Below are 14568 nucleotides of genomic sequence, written 5' to 3' on the forward strand. Positions count from 1 at the left end.
AAAATATGCAAACACAATCAATATTTATTTTAAATATCAAGATATCAGATAGTTACCTTACTGCTTCTGTTTATTTAATAACATAATGCTTATTGTGCACAGTAATATTAGCTACTCTCCGCTCAGACTGAAAAATATCATAAGCAGGCTTCAATTCGCTCCAGAAAGGCATATAAGCTGACTTTTGAAATTTTTGCATATTTGATGCTGTCATTCTGAATGGAAAAATATGAATGGGTATTCGCTTCTGTCCGCTGTTTATAGCCTGATTAACAACAGCGTAGATTTGTTCTATTCCCTTGTCAGTCATAGCATAGCAACCGATGGACACGCAGTTTCCATGAATCATGATAAAGCTTCCTGTGTATCCATTGGCACGGTCATAGGCATTCGGGTAGCCGATGTTAAAAGCAAGATGATAATTACTATTTGGTTTTAATAGATTTTTCTCAGTTGCGTAAAATCCTTCCGGACTTTTGCCATCCCCTTCGGCTTTTTTAGGTCCCAGACCGCCTGAGTATGTACAGATATCCCATGTCCTGTATAGCTGATAATTGTTATTTTTATGTTTATACCATATTTCCAATATTCCCTCTTGTTTGAATATTCGCAGATAAATTTTATCACCACTAACAGGAGGAGAAACTGCTATAGCCGTATTTTTTACATCTATAGTTTTAATTTTCTGGTCAATAGTATAATTTCTAAAAAATAATGATACACCTGCAACTACGCCCGCGAATCCGATAACAATCATACAGATAGTCATTAATCTTCGAGATAGTGTCTTTACTTGATTTTTTTTATTAGCGAAAAAAGGATAAATAATTAAACCGATGCTTCCGATAAATATCAATATGGGAAGTAATATCATTAATTGTTCGCTAAATAATACAGACATGATTTGCTTCCGTTGAAACTAAGTTACCCAGCAGTTAATCAGAAAACTGAATACAGAACAAACAACTGATTTAGCTATACAATTCTATCCTGTGGGTTTCTTCCTGCCCAGTCGCATACGAACTGCCATGCTACTCTTCCTGAACGGCTGCCACGGCTCTGACTCCAATTTAATGCTGCGCGTCTTGCTGTTTCATCCAGATTCAGACCAGCTTCTTCCAGCCAGTTCTGTACAGCCTGTAAATATGCGTTCTGATCAAATGGGTAAAAGCTTAGCCATAAACCAAAACGATCCGATAAAGATACTTTTTCTTCAACGGCTTCCTGAGGATGAACTTCTCCGCCATTGCCTGTATGAGCCACATTGTCTGCCATATACTCAGGCATTAAATGCCGGCGGTTAGATGTAGCATATACCAGTACATTGTCACATCGCTGGGATAATCCGCCATCAAGGGTAGTTTTTAATGCTTTGTAAGCATCATCACCGTCTTCAAAAGATAAATCATCACAGAACAGAATGTATTTTTCCGGTCTGGCGGTTAGTAAAGAAAGTAAAGCAGGTAATGTTAACAAGTCACTTTTATCAACCTCAACCAGACGCAACCCCTGATCTGCATACTGATGCAGTAACGCCTTAACCAATGATGATTTTCCGGTACCACGTGCTCCTGTCATTAATACATTATTTGCCGGTCTGCCAGCAAGAAACTGTTCTGTATTACGTACCAGTTGTCGGCGCTGCTCATCAACAGCTGCCAGACAGTCCAGAGAAAAGGTATGCGGATTTGGTAAACTTTCCAGAATACCCTTGTTACCTAATTTATGCCAGCGGTAAGCAACTGCCGTCCAATCAGGTTCCTGAGCCAATGGTGGCAAAATGGCATCCAGCCGCTGTAAAACAGTTGCAGCCAGATTGATAAATTCCTTACGTTTCATCTATTTCCCTTCAATTTCTATAGCTATGAATTATGAATGTTTTTGCAATATTAATGCAAAGGGTGCATCATTTATCCGGTTAATAAAAGCATATTTCAACACTGCTATCTGTTGTTGCGGTAAGCTTTGCGCCCATGTTTGTATTGTTTCCGCTTCAATTCTTCCCTCTTCATGACCCGGATATAAAACCGCAGCCAATACACCATTATCGGTAAGAAGGTTTAATCCGCTTTGCATCGCCTTAAGGGTTGTATTGACTTGGGTTGTACAGTTTTTATCTCCGCCAGGTAAGTATCCAAGGTTAAATATGATGGCACTAACCTTACTCTGAATATACTCACTCAGATGTTCATGTCCGGCTTGAATTAACTGTACCCGCTCACTATAACCGGCTTTTACCAGTCTGTTACTGGTAACGTCTAATGCACTAGCCTGTATATCAAAAGCGACTACTTTACCATGGGCACCGACGCATGAGGCCAGAAACAAAGTATCATGCCCGTTACCAGCAGTAGCATCAATGACTGTATCGCCAGCCTGTACAGTCTGCTGAATGTTTTTATGTACAAAATCCAGAATATTGAGAAGCATAAATTAATTTGTGCTGTCTGATACTTAGATAGTCGCCAAAGCTATCCTTAAGATAAATAAGCATTAAGCATATCAGATTATATATTACCAAAATGAACAGGCATACTATGAATAGTAATTTTATTTATCTGTAATGCTGATACTAGGATAAATATGATACATATTAAGTTTAGAAGTGCCAGACTCTTACCTCACATCCCTAATTCACGCAAAAAGCGAATGTCATCAGCCCAGCCGGATTTTACTTTTACCCAAACCTTTAAAAAAACTTTTGTTTCAAACAATTTTTCCATATCCAGTCTGGCTTCAGTAGATATCTTTTTCAGTTTTTCCCCGCCTTTACCAATTAAAATGCCCTTTTGGCTTTCCTTATCCACCAGAACTGCAATATAAATCCGGTAAAGTTCGTCTTCCTCAGTAAACTGTTCTACTTCAACGTTCATGGCGTAGGGTAATTCTTCACCAAGATAACGAAACAGTTTCTCCCGCACAATTTCCATAGCTAGAAATCTTGCCGATTTGTCTGTCACCATATCTTCAGGATAGAGCGGAATACCTATTGGCAGCATGGGCTTGAGAATATGCACAAGCTGAGCCACGCCCAGTCCGTGCTTTGCACTCACCAGAGCAACCTGAGTGAATTTATATGCCTGCTGTACTTCATCAATAAAGTTCTGCAGTACACTTTGGTCTTTTGCCTTAGCCTTATCGACCTTATTAATTACCAGCACTACCGGAATATGTGCAGGTAATTGTTGCAGTACTTCTCTGTCTGCATCCGAAAAGCGCAATGCTTCAATCACAAATACAATAACATCCACACCGGCAACTGCCTCAGTAACATTCTGATTGAGACGGTCATTAAGTGCATTGCGGTGATAAGTCTGAAAACCGGGAGTATCTACAAATATCAGCTGTGCTTCATTATCGGTATAAATACCATTAACTTTATGGCGAGTAGTCTGAGCTTTTTTACTGGTGATACTGATTTTCTGACCAATAAGGTGGTTCATTAATGTGGATTTTCCCACATTAGGCCGGCCAACAATTGCAACAAAACCGCAGCGAAAATTTTCTGACTGAGGAGGATAATTGTAACTGGATACTTCAGACATACATTCTTTCTTAAATGATACAAATAACCATAAAATGGCTGATAATAAGCTGAATTATTTCAAAACAAGTAAAATGAATTCAGCTAAATAACACATTGCAAATACCAATTATAAACTACTAAATTACCTGAATATATACAGTTTTATTCGAACGATTTTAGAGAAATGGAGTCATTCTTACTGAACAAATACTTTATGAATACTAAGTAACGAAAGACCTCAGAGTGATTAAACAATATTTTCAAAAAGTTTATTTACAATAAACGGATGAAGTTTACTAACTGGCATCATATATAACCGTCCCCAGAAATTATGATTTTTTACTGAAGCGATCAGATAAAGCATTTTTTTATCCGGCTGCTGGGTATTATCAGTAATACGCAGGCAAAGACAAACATCTAAATGAGAATCTTTAATCTCTAAAGTAAGTTTATCTGCAGTATTTTCAGTAATAGTAAAGAAATGTGCTGAATTTGTTTCACCGGATTGAATCCTCTCCTCATCAAGATAAGTAAATCCCTCTATAGTACGTATGCCAGCAGGTCTAACTATATTATCTCTGATTTTAAATAATATCCTTAGCCATTCAGGCTGACGTGAAGTCATCATTTTATATGCTTCAAAAGCTGTAATATTTTTATCGATTTCTTTTTTCTGACAATCAAGATAGTCCGGTTTATCCGCAATCAGGCTAACACACTCGGGTAATTCATTCAGTATTTTAGAAATTGACTTTGTTTTTCCCATTATTTCCCCTTTATTGTAAGACAATAAGTAATAACAATATGCCACCTTCAATATATTGTAACTTATTTATTTTTTCTAGGTTTAGCTGCCGGAAACTGCTTTTCTAACCAAACAAGAGCTGTTTGTGCGGTTTGTTGTTCTGCTTCACGCCGGCTGTGTCCGGCTGCTTCAGTCTGAAAGCCGGTTTCTCCTAAATCACATTGCACTACAAATTGTAAATCATGGACATCACCAATCTGATCTACAATCCGATATTTTGGCAATGGCATATGTCGTGCCTGCAAGGCTTCCTGAAGACGTGTTTTTGCATCTTTTCCACTGTTCTGAGGATTAATATTACGGATGCGGTCTGCGTATAAATGTCTTACGACAGTCTCAGCAGTATTAAAATCTGCATCAAAGCTTACTGCGGCAAATAATGCTTCCATTGCATCAGCCAGTATAGATGGCCGCCGGAAGCCACCGCTTTTTAACTCACCAGTACCCAGCAATAAAGCATCTCCGATTTTTAGTTCAGTTGCAATCTGAGCCAGTGTTTCCTGATTAACCAGATTCGCCCTCATTCGTGAAAGCTCACCCTCTGTCAGGCGCGGAAATGCATTAAACAGCATTTTAGCTACAGAATAATTTAAAATTGAATCACCAACAAATTCAAAACGTTCATTATGTAATGCACTGTAACTGCGGTGAGTTAAAGCCTGCAGTAATAAATCAGATTGCTTAAATTGATAGCCAAGCTTTTGTTGTACATATTTCAAAGCATTTTCATGGCGTACATCAGTTTTTCTCATTTAACCGTCTTTGATAATGAATAACCATAATTATATAAACAAAGCGCAAGAAAAAAATCTTGCACCTGATATCAGATATTACTGAATCTTCGTACCGATTCGTTTCAAATCACCCATATTCAGCCATATCAGAAAGGCTTTGCCTACAACAAGCTTATCGTCTACAAATCCCCAGTACCGGCTATCTTCACTATTGTCACGATTGTCACCCATCATAAAATATTTTCCTGCAGGAACGGTACAACTAAACCCACTGCCATCAGCATCATAGTTACACAATTCCCGATCTGGAAAATCAGTATGTACTGCTTGCAGAATAACTGGGGGTTGCTGAGGCATTTTCAGTATCTGAATCGATTTATTACCAAGCTGTTCGGTTACCTGCTGAGCCTGCATATTGATATTTCCATACTGAGGAACCTGTTCGGAATAATTATAAATTTTCTGCTCATCAGTATCAGTGATTACTTTACCGTTGATTGACAGGATTTTATCCTTGTATGTAATAACATCACCCGGCAGACCGATTACCCGTTTAATATAATTTATACGTGTATCTCGGGGGTAATTGAATACAATTACATCACCACGCTCTACTTTGTTTACCGGAATAAGTACATTATTCAGAATTGGCAAACGGATACCGTAAGTAAATTTATTCACCAGAATAAAATCACCGGTAATCAGACCCGGACGCATAGAGCTGGATGGAATCTGAAAAGGCTCAGCTAAAAAAGTGCGCAGAATAAATACCACCAGAATAATCGGAAAAAAACCACTCATGTAATCAGTAAAATGATTGTTATCTACATGCCCCGGATTTTTTTTCTTCAGACTACGATGGATAATCCAGGCTATTCCTGTTAACAATACAAAAATCAGCAGAACTGCGGTAAAACTCATTTTGTACGACAATACACCAAACGCACCAACCAGAATCAGCAAATACCCCCATTGTAATGCTCCGCTCCATTCCCCGTTTTCTTCACGCTTTTTCGAGCTTTTCAAAAATAGAACTATCCCCAGCACCAGAAGGATTGCTGCGCCTATAATCATCGTGTTTGACATTTATTAATCTCCAACCTGTAAAATCGCCAGAAAGGCAGATTGTGGAATTTCTACATTACCTACCTGTTTCATACGTTTTTTACCGGCTTTTTGTTTTTCCAATAATTTTTTCTTACGGGTAATATCGCCGCCATAACATTTGGCCAGCACATTTTTGCGCAGAGCTTTTACGTTTTCACGCGCAATAATTTTACCGCCGATTGCCGCCTGAACAGCAATATCAAACATTTGTCTCGGAATCAGCTCACGCATTTTAGCTACCAGCTCTCTGCCGCGATGAACTGAATTACTGCGATGAACAATCAAACTGAGCGCATCGACTTTTTCACTGTTAACCAGAATATCCAGTTTAACCAGATCTGCAGCCCTGAATTCGAGAAACTCATAATCAAGCGATGCATAGCCGCGTGAAGTTGATTTCAGCTTATCAAAGAAATCCATCACGACTTCATTCATTGGCATTTCATAAGTCAGCATTACCTGCCGGCCCATGTATTGCATATTTCTCTGAACACCGCGTTTCTGATTACACAATGTCATTACCGCACCGACATATTCCTGCGGCAATAATATAGTTGCCGTGATAATAGGTTCATAAATTGCTTCAAGTGTACCGATATCAGGTAATTTAGACGGGTTTTCAATCTCTAAGCGTTCACCGCTTTTCATCAGTATTTCATATACCACTGTTGGTGCAGTGGTAATCAGATCCATATTAAATTCTCGCTCAAGCCTTTCCTGGACAATTTCCAGATGCAGCAGACCAAGAAAACCACAGCGAAAACCGAATCCCAGTGCCTGTGAAACTTCCGGTTCAAATTTCAGTGCAGCATCATTGAGCTGTAATTTTTCCAGAGCTTCACGTAATGCATCGTAATCGTGACTCTCAACAGGGTATAAACCGGCAAACACCTGTGGCTGCACTTCTTTAAAACCGGGTAAAGGTTCGCTGGCCGGCTCCCGCGCCAGGGTAATCGTATCACCTACTTTAGCCGAACCAAGCTCTTTGACACCGGTAATTAAAAAGCCTACATCACCAGCTTTTAATTCCTGCTTCTGCACAGATTTAGGCGTAAATATACCTAATTGTTCTACCTGTGTTTCGGCTCCTGTGGCCATGAAACGAACTTTATCTTTCAGACGTACCGTTCCGTCGACCATGCGTATCAGCATTACTACGCCAACGTAATTATCGAACCATGAATCAATGATTAACGCTTTTAACGGTGCATCATTTTTACCAGTAGGTGCCGGTACTTTTTTTACAATCTCTTCCAGTACATCCTCAATACCGATGCCGCTTTTAGCAGAACAGCGTACAGCATCAATGGCCTCAATTCCGATAATATCTTCTATTTCTTCTATGACCCGTTCAGGTTCTGCTGAAGGTAAATCAATCTTATTCAGAACGGGCAAAACCTCTACCCCCAGGTCAATAGCTGTATAGCAATTGGCTACGGTCTGAGCTTCTACACCCTGTGATGCATCTACCACCAGTAATGCACCTTCACAGGCAGAAAGAGAACGGGATACCTCATAGGAAAAGTCCACATGTCCCGGGGTGTCAATCAGATTAAGCTGATAAATCTGCCCGTCACGGGCTTTATACTGTAAAGCTGCAGTTTGAGCTTTAATTGTAATACCGCGCTCTTTTTCAATATCCATGGAATCGAGTACCTGTGCACTCATTTCCCGATTTTCAAGACCGCCACAATACTGAATAAAACGATCAGCCAGTGTCGACTTCCCATGGTCAATATGGGCGATAATAGAGAAATTGCGTATATTGTTCATGTAAGCCAATAATTCAAATTAATTCAGACAGCAACATTCTGATAAATCAATACCAGAAAACCAGAAAATAACTGCTTATTTTAGCGGAATGTACTGTAGTGCGCCCAAGAATTTATAATAATTCAGAAAAGCTTTTAATTTTCAAACATTAGAGCTTAAAAGCTTTCATTAAATTTATCACTCCGGGCAAAGTGCTAATAAATTAACAGATTTTTAAATATTCACACCTTAAGCAGATATTTTAATGTTCAAATTAAATTTTAAACTCATAAAATAAATTTTAAGCGGTACAGAAATTATTTATTAGCAAAGCGATACTATATTATCCTGCCATAAATTTTGTCTGACAAACATAGAAAGTCACTGCCAGAAAGACTACAATATCTTTAACTCAGTTGTTTATTTCAATGAAAGTAGTTGTATGCTAAAAATCAGCACACAGTTTGATGGTGGTAATATTGAGATTGTCGATGCCAGTGATCCGGCTAATATCCAGCTCAAATTACCTAAAGACAATGCGGCCGAATTTCGGCAATGGTTTTATTTCCGTGTACAGGGTGTTGCCTATCAGAATATTCGCCTGAACTTCATTAATACAACTGAATCCGCTTATCCGGAGGGTTGGGAAGATTATCAGGCAATGTGCTCTTATGATCGCATCAACTGGTTTCGTGTTCCTACAACTTTCGAAAACGACATATTAACTATTTCTCATACTCCGTTATCCAATAGTGTGTACTATGCCTACTTCGAACCTTATTCATATGAACAACATCTGAATTTACTAGGTGACAGCCAGAGCAGCGGTTTATGTCAGATAGAAGATTTAGGCAGCACTATTCAGGGGCGTGATATTAATCTGCTGACAATTGGCAATCAGGTTGCCAGCGATTTGAAAATCTGGGTGATTGCGCGTCAGCATCCTGGCGAAACTATGGCTGAATGGTTTATTGAAGGTTTGTTAGGCCGATTATTAGATCATCAGGATCCGACAGCACGTGCTTTACTGGATCAGGCTACATTTTATATTGTTCCGAATATGAACCCTGATGGATCAGTACTCGGTAATCTGCGTACTAATGCTGCCGGAGCAAATCTCAATCGCGAATGGTTACAGCCCAGCATGCAAAACAGTCCGGAAGTTTATCTGGTACGTGAAAAAATGCATGAAACAGGGGTGGATTTATTCCTGGATATTCATGGCGATGAATCTATTCCTTATGTATTTCTTTCAGGTAATGAGGGAATTCCTTCCTTCGATGACAGGCTGCATTCGTTACAGGAAATGTTCAAACAGGCCTTTCTGGTAGCAAGCCCGGATTTTCAGGATAAATATGGTTATGAAAAAGATGAACCGGGTAAAGCCAATCTGAATATTGCTACTGCATACATTGGTGAAACCTTTAAATGTTTAGCTTATACACTTGAAATGCCATTTAAAGATAATAATCAATGGCCGGATGACGATTTTGGCTGGAACGGCCAGCGTTCTCTGCGTTTGGGGGAGGCAATTTTAAGCCCGATTTACTCTATACTGGATAGTTTGCGTTAAATCAGTCATATTGTTTCCAAAGCCTGAGAGATATTTCAGGCTTTTTGTATTTTTTAGTAAAATCAAATGATTAATAATTACATACGCAGCATAATAAAGATGCATTATTTGTAATCAAGTTGTCTTTTATCCATCATCAATATAGGAAACAATCATGAAAAGAAGCATACTTGTATACAGCATCATCAGCATTATTTCTCTGGCAGCCTGTTCAAGGGATGATTCAGAAGCATCTAAAGCAAAGCTAAGCTGCAATAGTGAGCAGCTTCGCAGTCAGATTCAGCAAACCCTGCAGACAGGTATCAATAATAATGTTCATCAGTTCGCTCAAAATGACAGCCGTCAGTTTGTAGATGCAGATAAAGTAATCAATGCCAGCCATGAATTATCTGTAGCCGTATCTGATGGCAAGCTGGATAAAGACAATAATGGTAATCCAGTTTGCAGCAGTGAGCTAAAAATTACCGTTCCCACTAATATTTGGCAGCAAATTCAGACAAATGCTCCGTTATTATTTGGTAAAACCGATTTTATTGCCCATCTGAATCAGCAGTTGCAAGGTAATGAAGTTACTCTGCATGATAATGTTTTTACTAAACCTATCCAATATGCACCTGTTTCAGACAGAACAAATGCTAATGCGGCATCTGTAACCAATTCCGCCAGCAAATTTGATCAGACTGGTATTCAGACTTTAAGTACTGTTTTAGGTAATGCACTATTACCCTATGGTATCAAGGATACGGTCATGATTGCCGGGCATATGTACAATCGAGCAGATGCTATCAAGCTGATCACTAATCCCAATGCCCAGGTTTTACCATTAGATCGCCTCAGCCCGGAAGCTCAGAAAGCAAGTGATATTCTTAACGGTCATTCTTTAGCAACAGAGAATAATAATCAGACTGATAACAATCATGTTATCCAAAATGATATAACTGCTGATCAGTTGCAGCAGGCACGGGATAATAACCGCAATGCCAATAGTGTTATCAATGCAAAATGGCATAATCTGAACGATACTGTTCGTAATACCTTGCAGCAGGAAGAACAGAAATGGATAGCCCAGAAAACCAGTCAGTGTCAGGCAAAAGCGGCTAAAGCCGGTTCGCCCGCTCAGGCGGAACTAATACGGCTGGAATGTGATACACTAATGATTAATGAACGTATTAAGTATCTTAACGGTTATAGCCTGCATTAATTCGTCATTATTAGTCTGGACATCAGTATTATTTTTTTATATTACTGGTGTCTGATCCTACATATTTAATAAATAAAGTATAAACATGTCGGATCGGAAAATTATTCATATTGATATGGACGCTTTTTATGCGTCAGTAGAATTACGCGATCGTCCCGAACTTCAGAATAAACCTGTTGTTGTAGCATGGGATGGACCAAGATCAGTAATTTGTGCTGCCTCGTATGCGGCTCGCAAATATGGATTACATTCTGCTATGGCTGTATCTATAGCTAAGCGATTATGCCCTCAGGCAATTTATATTACTCCGGATTTCAATAAATACCGTGCAGTATCCCAGCATATTCACAGTATCTTTAGCCGCTATACACATCAAATTGAACCCTTATCTTTGGATGAGGCTTATCTCGACGTAACCAATTATCAGGGCAAACTGCCTTATGCCCGGGATATTGCCAGTGAAATACGCGCATCAATTTTGTCAGAAACCGGTTTGACTGCCTCCGCCGGTATTGCTCCTAACAAATTTCTGGCTAAAATTGCTTCTGACTGGCGCAAGCCAAACGGTCAGTTTGTTATTGCCCCTTCGCAAGTAATAAATTTTTTGCAGAAATTACCATTAGGTAAAATTCCCGGAGTCGGTAAAGTAACAGAACAGAAAATGCATGCCTTAGGCTGGAAAACAGTCGGAGATTTAAGTCAGGTAAGCTTATCTGTTTTAGTGCATCATTTTGGTCGCTGGGGATACCGGCTGTTTGATCTAGCTCAGGGGCGTGATGACCGCGAAGTTACTCCTGAACGTAACCGCCAGCAGATATCTACGGAAATTACACTTATCGAAAATGAAAATCTGATTGAAATCGCCCGCCATCTGCCCGACCTGGCACAAACATTGGTAGAAACAATGCAGCAGAAACAGTTGCAGGGAAATTGTGTAACTTTAAAATTAAAAACTGCCGATTTTCAGATTCATACACGTTCGCAGACCTACTCTTCTCCTTTACCTGATGCTGCAGCTTTGATTGCTGCCGGGCAGGATTTACTCAAGCGGTTACCGGACAATGGCGAACAATTCCGTCTGATTGGTCTGGGTATCAGCCATTTCTATCAGCATGAATATCAGCCTGATTTATGGGCTTCTGAAAATGCATTCTGATGATATCTCCTTGAAACAATTTCGACTACATCGCACTACATTTTTCTGGCTTAAGTTAACAAAATAAAGGATAATGAGGCTGTCAGGCTGCAAGCGGGAGTAAGTAGCCCTTTATCAGAAAAAGTAACATCACAGGAGTTACCATGAGTCACATTAAAGTGCCGACAGAAGGTCATAAAATCATTTCTGGCCAAGCTATTCCGAATGATCCAATCATTCCTTTTATTGAAGGGGATGGTATTGGTGTTGATATTACGCCAGTGATGAAAGACGTTATTGATGCAGCAGTAGCGAAAGCCTATAACGGTTCCAGAAAAATTGTCTGGATGGAAGTTTATGCCGGTGAAAAAGCCACTAAGGTTTATGGTGAAAATGTATGGTTACCGGAAGAAACACTGGAAGCCATTAAAGAATATAAAGTAGCAATTAAAGGACCGATGACTACACCGGTAGGCGGCGGTATTCGCTCACTGAATGTTGCCATTCGTCAGCAACTGGATTTATATCAGTGTGTGCGTCCTGTACAGTATTTCAAAGGCGTACCTTCTCCGCTTAAAGATCCTAGTAAAGTTAACATGGTTATTTTCCGTGAGAACACTGAAGATATTTACGCAGGTATTGAATGGTTTGCAGAAACAGCAGATGCTAAAAAAATTATCAATTTCCTGCAAGGTGAAATGGGTGTTACCAAAATCCGCTTCCCTGAAACATCCAGTATTGGTATCAAGCCTGTTTCTAAAGAGGGTTCACAACGCCTGACCCGCGCAGCTATACGTTATGCTATTGATAATGACCGAGACAGTGTTACCATTGTTCATAAAGGTAACATCATGAAATTCACCGAAGGCGGATTCCGTGACTGGTCTTATGAAGTAGCTAAAAATGAATTTGGCGCAACCTTGATTGGTGATGGACCATGGTGCGAATTTAAAAATCCGAAAACCGGTAAAAATATCGTCATTAAAGATTGTATTGCTGATGCATTCCTGCAGCAGATTTTGCTGCGTCCGGCTGAATATGATGTGATTACGACACTTAATCTGAATGGTGACTACATTTCAGATGCTCTGGCTGCTCAGGTTGGTGGTATCGGTATTGCCCCGGGAGCCAATATCTCTGATGAATATGCCGTATTTGAAGCAACACATGGTACTGCACCTAAATATGCCGGTCAGGATAAAGTTAATCCGGGATCTATCATTCTGTCTGCCGAAATGATGTTACGTCATTTAGGCTGGAAAGAAGCTGCAGATTTGGTTATTACCTCAATTGAAAAAGCCATTGCCGACAAAATTGTCACCTATGATTTTGCCCGTATGATGGAAGGTGCAAAAGAAGTCTCCTGCTCAGATTTCGGTAAAGCTCTGATTGAACGTATGTAACTCTTCATATTATGTATTCACGAAACCGAATCCTGAAATGGGATTCGGTTTTTTTATAAAATAAAATTTTTAATTCGTTCGATAAATAAAAACAATTATCTTTAAAAACATTTATGTTCAGCTATAATGAATATTATCTGAAAAGTTGAAAACAATGATTTTAGGAATTCAAACCGATTCTTGCGGTCGCTGTGTACACTATCATAATGAAAATGATATCGCTGCCCTTCAATGTGCCCAGTGTAAACAATACTATGCCTGCTTTAAATGCCATGATTTGATGTGTGATCATACATTTGTAGCCATGACAACTGAAAATAGCCAACCGGTTATGTGTGGAAATTGCAAAACCCTCTTAACCTATAAACAGTATCAGCAATATCAGTGTCCGTTTTGTCAGGCTTCTTTTAATCCACGCTGCGCATTACATAAAGATATTTATTTTAAATAATATATATTATTAGTTATCATCAAGGTCAACAATTAGTCCGTCTTCATCCCATTCGGTTTTACGTACTAGTTCGTTCTTTTCAAATACAGATTCACTTTTTTTGGCACCTGAATCATACCAGGTTAGAACAACTCCGCTAACTTTATTATCTATAATTGCAACATCAGAGATTAGATGTCCGCTGTTATCCCACGTGGTCATCGTTTTTACCACGCCTTGATGAACAGTCATGTCCTGTTTTATCTGCCCGTTAGCGTACCAGCGCTGCCAGCGCCCTTCTGCTTTTCCGTTAACGAAATAAATTTCTCCGCGTTTATGGCCATTTTCATACCAGCTGCGTGTTTTGCCATTCGGTAAACCGTTTTTCCAGCTTATTTCAATCGCAAGCCGACCATTTGGATACCAGCTATGCCATTGTCCGACAGGTTTACCATTTTTATAGTTGCCTTGTAGTTTCTTTTTACCATCCGGATACGATAGCTGTAATACGCCTTCTTTCATAGCCGGAATTAATTGTTGTAACTGATCTATAGGCAAAGCATATTCAGCATCATATTTGTTTTTTTCAGGTTCGGGAAGAATCTGTTCATTAACCTGATCGTTTTTTGATTGGTGAGAATTCTGATGATATTGAACCTTTGGCTGCTTATTCACAACATGCTGGTTTATATCTGTATTGACAGTTTTATGCGCTTGGGACTTTATCTGCCATACAACTGTTATTACAATCAAAAAAAGTATTATGGCGAGTACGAACCAGTAAAAGCGTCTGGCTACATACATAGTTTCTGTCCCTTTTTACTAAGTAGAATCATTATTTTATGCAATAAAAATTATATCTATAGATATTACATTCTTTTTCAAATAAATTATTGATTATA

At 39.2% G+C, this 14568-nt stretch carries 14 protein-coding genes; 5 read left to right on the plus strand and 9 right to left on the minus strand.

Annotated elements, in window-relative coordinates:
- Positions 1–70 precede the first annotated feature (70 nt).
- The 8 genes from H3V00_RS02870 to lepA form a co-directional block, all read right to left on the minus strand.
- Complete coding sequence (locus H3V00_RS02870; RefSeq protein WP_144363230.1) at positions 71–901, minus strand: murein L,D-transpeptidase family protein; 831 nt, start codon at positions 899–901, stop codon at positions 71–73.
- Between the two features lie 74 nt (positions 902–975).
- A complete protein-coding gene (locus H3V00_RS02875; RefSeq protein WP_084551946.1) occupies positions 976–1839 on the minus strand; it encodes an ATP-binding protein in 864 nt (287 codons plus the stop codon).
- A gap of 30 nt (positions 1840–1869) precedes the next feature.
- On the minus strand, positions 1870–2430 hold the full coding sequence (locus H3V00_RS02880; RefSeq protein ID WP_084551947.1) for a class I SAM-dependent methyltransferase: 561 nt from the start codon (positions 2428–2430) through the stop codon (positions 1870–1872).
- A 191-nt stretch (positions 2431–2621) separates the two neighbouring features.
- Complete coding sequence (gene era / locus H3V00_RS02885) at positions 2622–3545, minus strand: GTPase Era (RefSeq protein ID WP_084551948.1); 924 nt, start codon at positions 3543–3545, stop codon at positions 2622–2624.
- A gap of 228 nt (positions 3546–3773) precedes the next feature.
- A complete protein-coding gene (locus H3V00_RS02890; RefSeq protein ID WP_084551949.1) occupies positions 3774–4292 on the minus strand; it encodes a DUF2867 domain-containing protein in 519 nt (172 codons plus the stop codon).
- Positions 4293–4354: 62 nt separating this feature from the next.
- The gene (gene rnc, locus H3V00_RS02895; RefSeq protein ID WP_084551950.1) at positions 4355–5083 is read right to left on the minus strand and encodes a ribonuclease III; all 729 of its coding nucleotides are present in this window, start codon (positions 5081–5083) and stop codon (positions 4355–4357) included.
- Positions 5084–5161: 78 nt separating this feature from the next.
- Complete coding sequence (gene lepB, locus H3V00_RS02900; protein WP_084551951.1) at positions 5162–6151, minus strand: signal peptidase I; 990 nt, start codon at positions 6149–6151, stop codon at positions 5162–5164.
- A 3-nt stretch (positions 6152–6154) separates the two neighbouring features.
- Positions 6155–7945: a translation elongation factor 4 gene (gene lepA / locus H3V00_RS02905; protein ID WP_084551952.1), complete on the minus strand. Its 1791-nt coding sequence runs from the start codon at positions 7943–7945 to the stop codon at positions 6155–6157.
- A gap of 421 nt (positions 7946–8366) precedes the next feature.
- Here lepA and H3V00_RS02910 point away from each other — a divergent pair, with 421 nt between their 5' ends.
- The 5 genes from H3V00_RS02910 to H3V00_RS11625 all read left to right on the plus strand — a co-directional run bounded on the left by H3V00_RS02910 (position 8367) and on the right by H3V00_RS11625 (position 13687).
- Positions 8367–9497 carry a M14-type cytosolic carboxypeptidase gene (locus H3V00_RS02910; protein ID WP_084554133.1) on the plus strand — a complete coding sequence of 377 codons (1131 nt, stop codon included), beginning with the start codon at positions 8367–8369 and terminating at the stop codon, positions 9495–9497.
- Between the two features lie 154 nt (positions 9498–9651).
- Positions 9652–10698 carry a lysozyme inhibitor LprI family protein gene (locus H3V00_RS02915; RefSeq protein WP_198206482.1) on the plus strand — a complete coding sequence of 349 codons (1047 nt, stop codon included), beginning with the start codon at positions 9652–9654 and terminating at the stop codon, positions 10696–10698.
- An 85-nt stretch (positions 10699–10783) separates the two neighbouring features.
- Positions 10784–11854 (plus strand): DNA polymerase IV, encoded by a 1071-nt coding sequence (gene dinB, locus H3V00_RS02920; protein ID WP_198206481.1) that lies wholly within the window; start codon positions 10784–10786, stop codon positions 11852–11854.
- 143 nt (positions 11855–11997) lie between these two features.
- Positions 11998–13236, plus strand: a complete 1239-nt coding sequence (icd, locus tag H3V00_RS02925; protein ID WP_084565686.1) for an NADP-dependent isocitrate dehydrogenase — start codon at positions 11998–12000, stop codon at positions 13234–13236.
- A gap of 154 nt (positions 13237–13390) precedes the next feature.
- On the plus strand, positions 13391–13687 hold the full coding sequence (locus H3V00_RS11625) for a CHY zinc finger protein (RefSeq protein WP_038648860.1): 297 nt from the start codon (positions 13391–13393) through the stop codon (positions 13685–13687).
- A gap of 9 nt (positions 13688–13696) precedes the next feature.
- On the opposite strand, the gene H3V00_RS02935 is transcribed toward H3V00_RS11625, so the two are convergent.
- A complete protein-coding gene (locus H3V00_RS02935; RefSeq protein WP_198190088.1) occupies positions 13697–14470 on the minus strand; it encodes a toxin-antitoxin system YwqK family antitoxin in 774 nt (257 codons plus the stop codon).
- Positions 14471–14568 lie beyond the last annotated feature (98 nt).

Source organism: Snodgrassella sp. W6238H11 (assembly GCF_016100525.1).
Classification (GTDB): Bacteria; Pseudomonadota; Gammaproteobacteria; order Burkholderiales; family Neisseriaceae; genus Snodgrassella; species Snodgrassella alvi.

Coding starts and splice junctions, on each gene's coding strand:
- rnc (WP_084551950.1), bottom strand. CDS start 5,083: ATGAGAAAAACTGATGTACGCCATGAAAATGCTTTGAAATATGTACAA.
- H3V00_RS02910 (WP_084554133.1), top strand. CDS start 8,367: ATGCTAAAAATCAGCACACAGTTTGATGGTGGTAATATTGAGATTGTC.
- H3V00_RS02915 (WP_198206482.1), top strand. CDS start 9,652: ATGAAAAGAAGCATACTTGTATACAGCATCATCAGCATTATTTCTCTG.
- icd (WP_084565686.1), top strand. CDS start 11,998: ATGAGTCACATTAAAGTGCCGACAGAAGGTCATAAAATCATTTCTGGC.
- H3V00_RS02880 (WP_084551947.1), bottom strand. CDS start 2,430: ATGCTTCTCAATATTCTGGATTTTGTACATAAAAACATTCAGCAGACT.
- H3V00_RS02875 (WP_084551946.1), bottom strand. CDS start 1,839: ATGAAACGTAAGGAATTTATCAATCTGGCTGCAACTGTTTTACAGCGG.
- H3V00_RS02890 (WP_084551949.1), bottom strand. CDS start 4,292: ATGGGAAAAACAAAGTCAATTTCTAAAATACTGAATGAATTACCCGAG.
- lepB (WP_084551951.1), bottom strand. CDS start 6,151: ATGTCAAACACGATGATTATAGGCGCAGCAATCCTTCTGGTGCTGGGG.
- H3V00_RS11625 (WP_038648860.1), top strand. CDS start 13,391: ATGATTTTAGGAATTCAAACCGATTCTTGCGGTCGCTGTGTACACTAT.
- dinB (WP_198206481.1), top strand. CDS start 10,784: ATGTCGGATCGGAAAATTATTCATATTGATATGGACGCTTTTTATGCG.
- era (WP_084551948.1), bottom strand. CDS start 3,545: ATGTCTGAAGTATCCAGTTACAATTATCCTCCTCAGTCAGAAAATTTT.
- H3V00_RS02870 (WP_144363230.1), bottom strand. CDS start 901: ATGTCTGTATTATTTAGCGAACAATTAATGATATTACTTCCCATATTG.
- lepA (WP_084551952.1), bottom strand. CDS start 7,945: ATGAACAATATACGCAATTTCTCTATTATCGCCCATATTGACCATGGG.
- H3V00_RS02935 (WP_198190088.1), bottom strand. CDS start 14,470: ATGTATGTAGCCAGACGCTTTTACTGGTTCGTACTCGCCATAATACTT.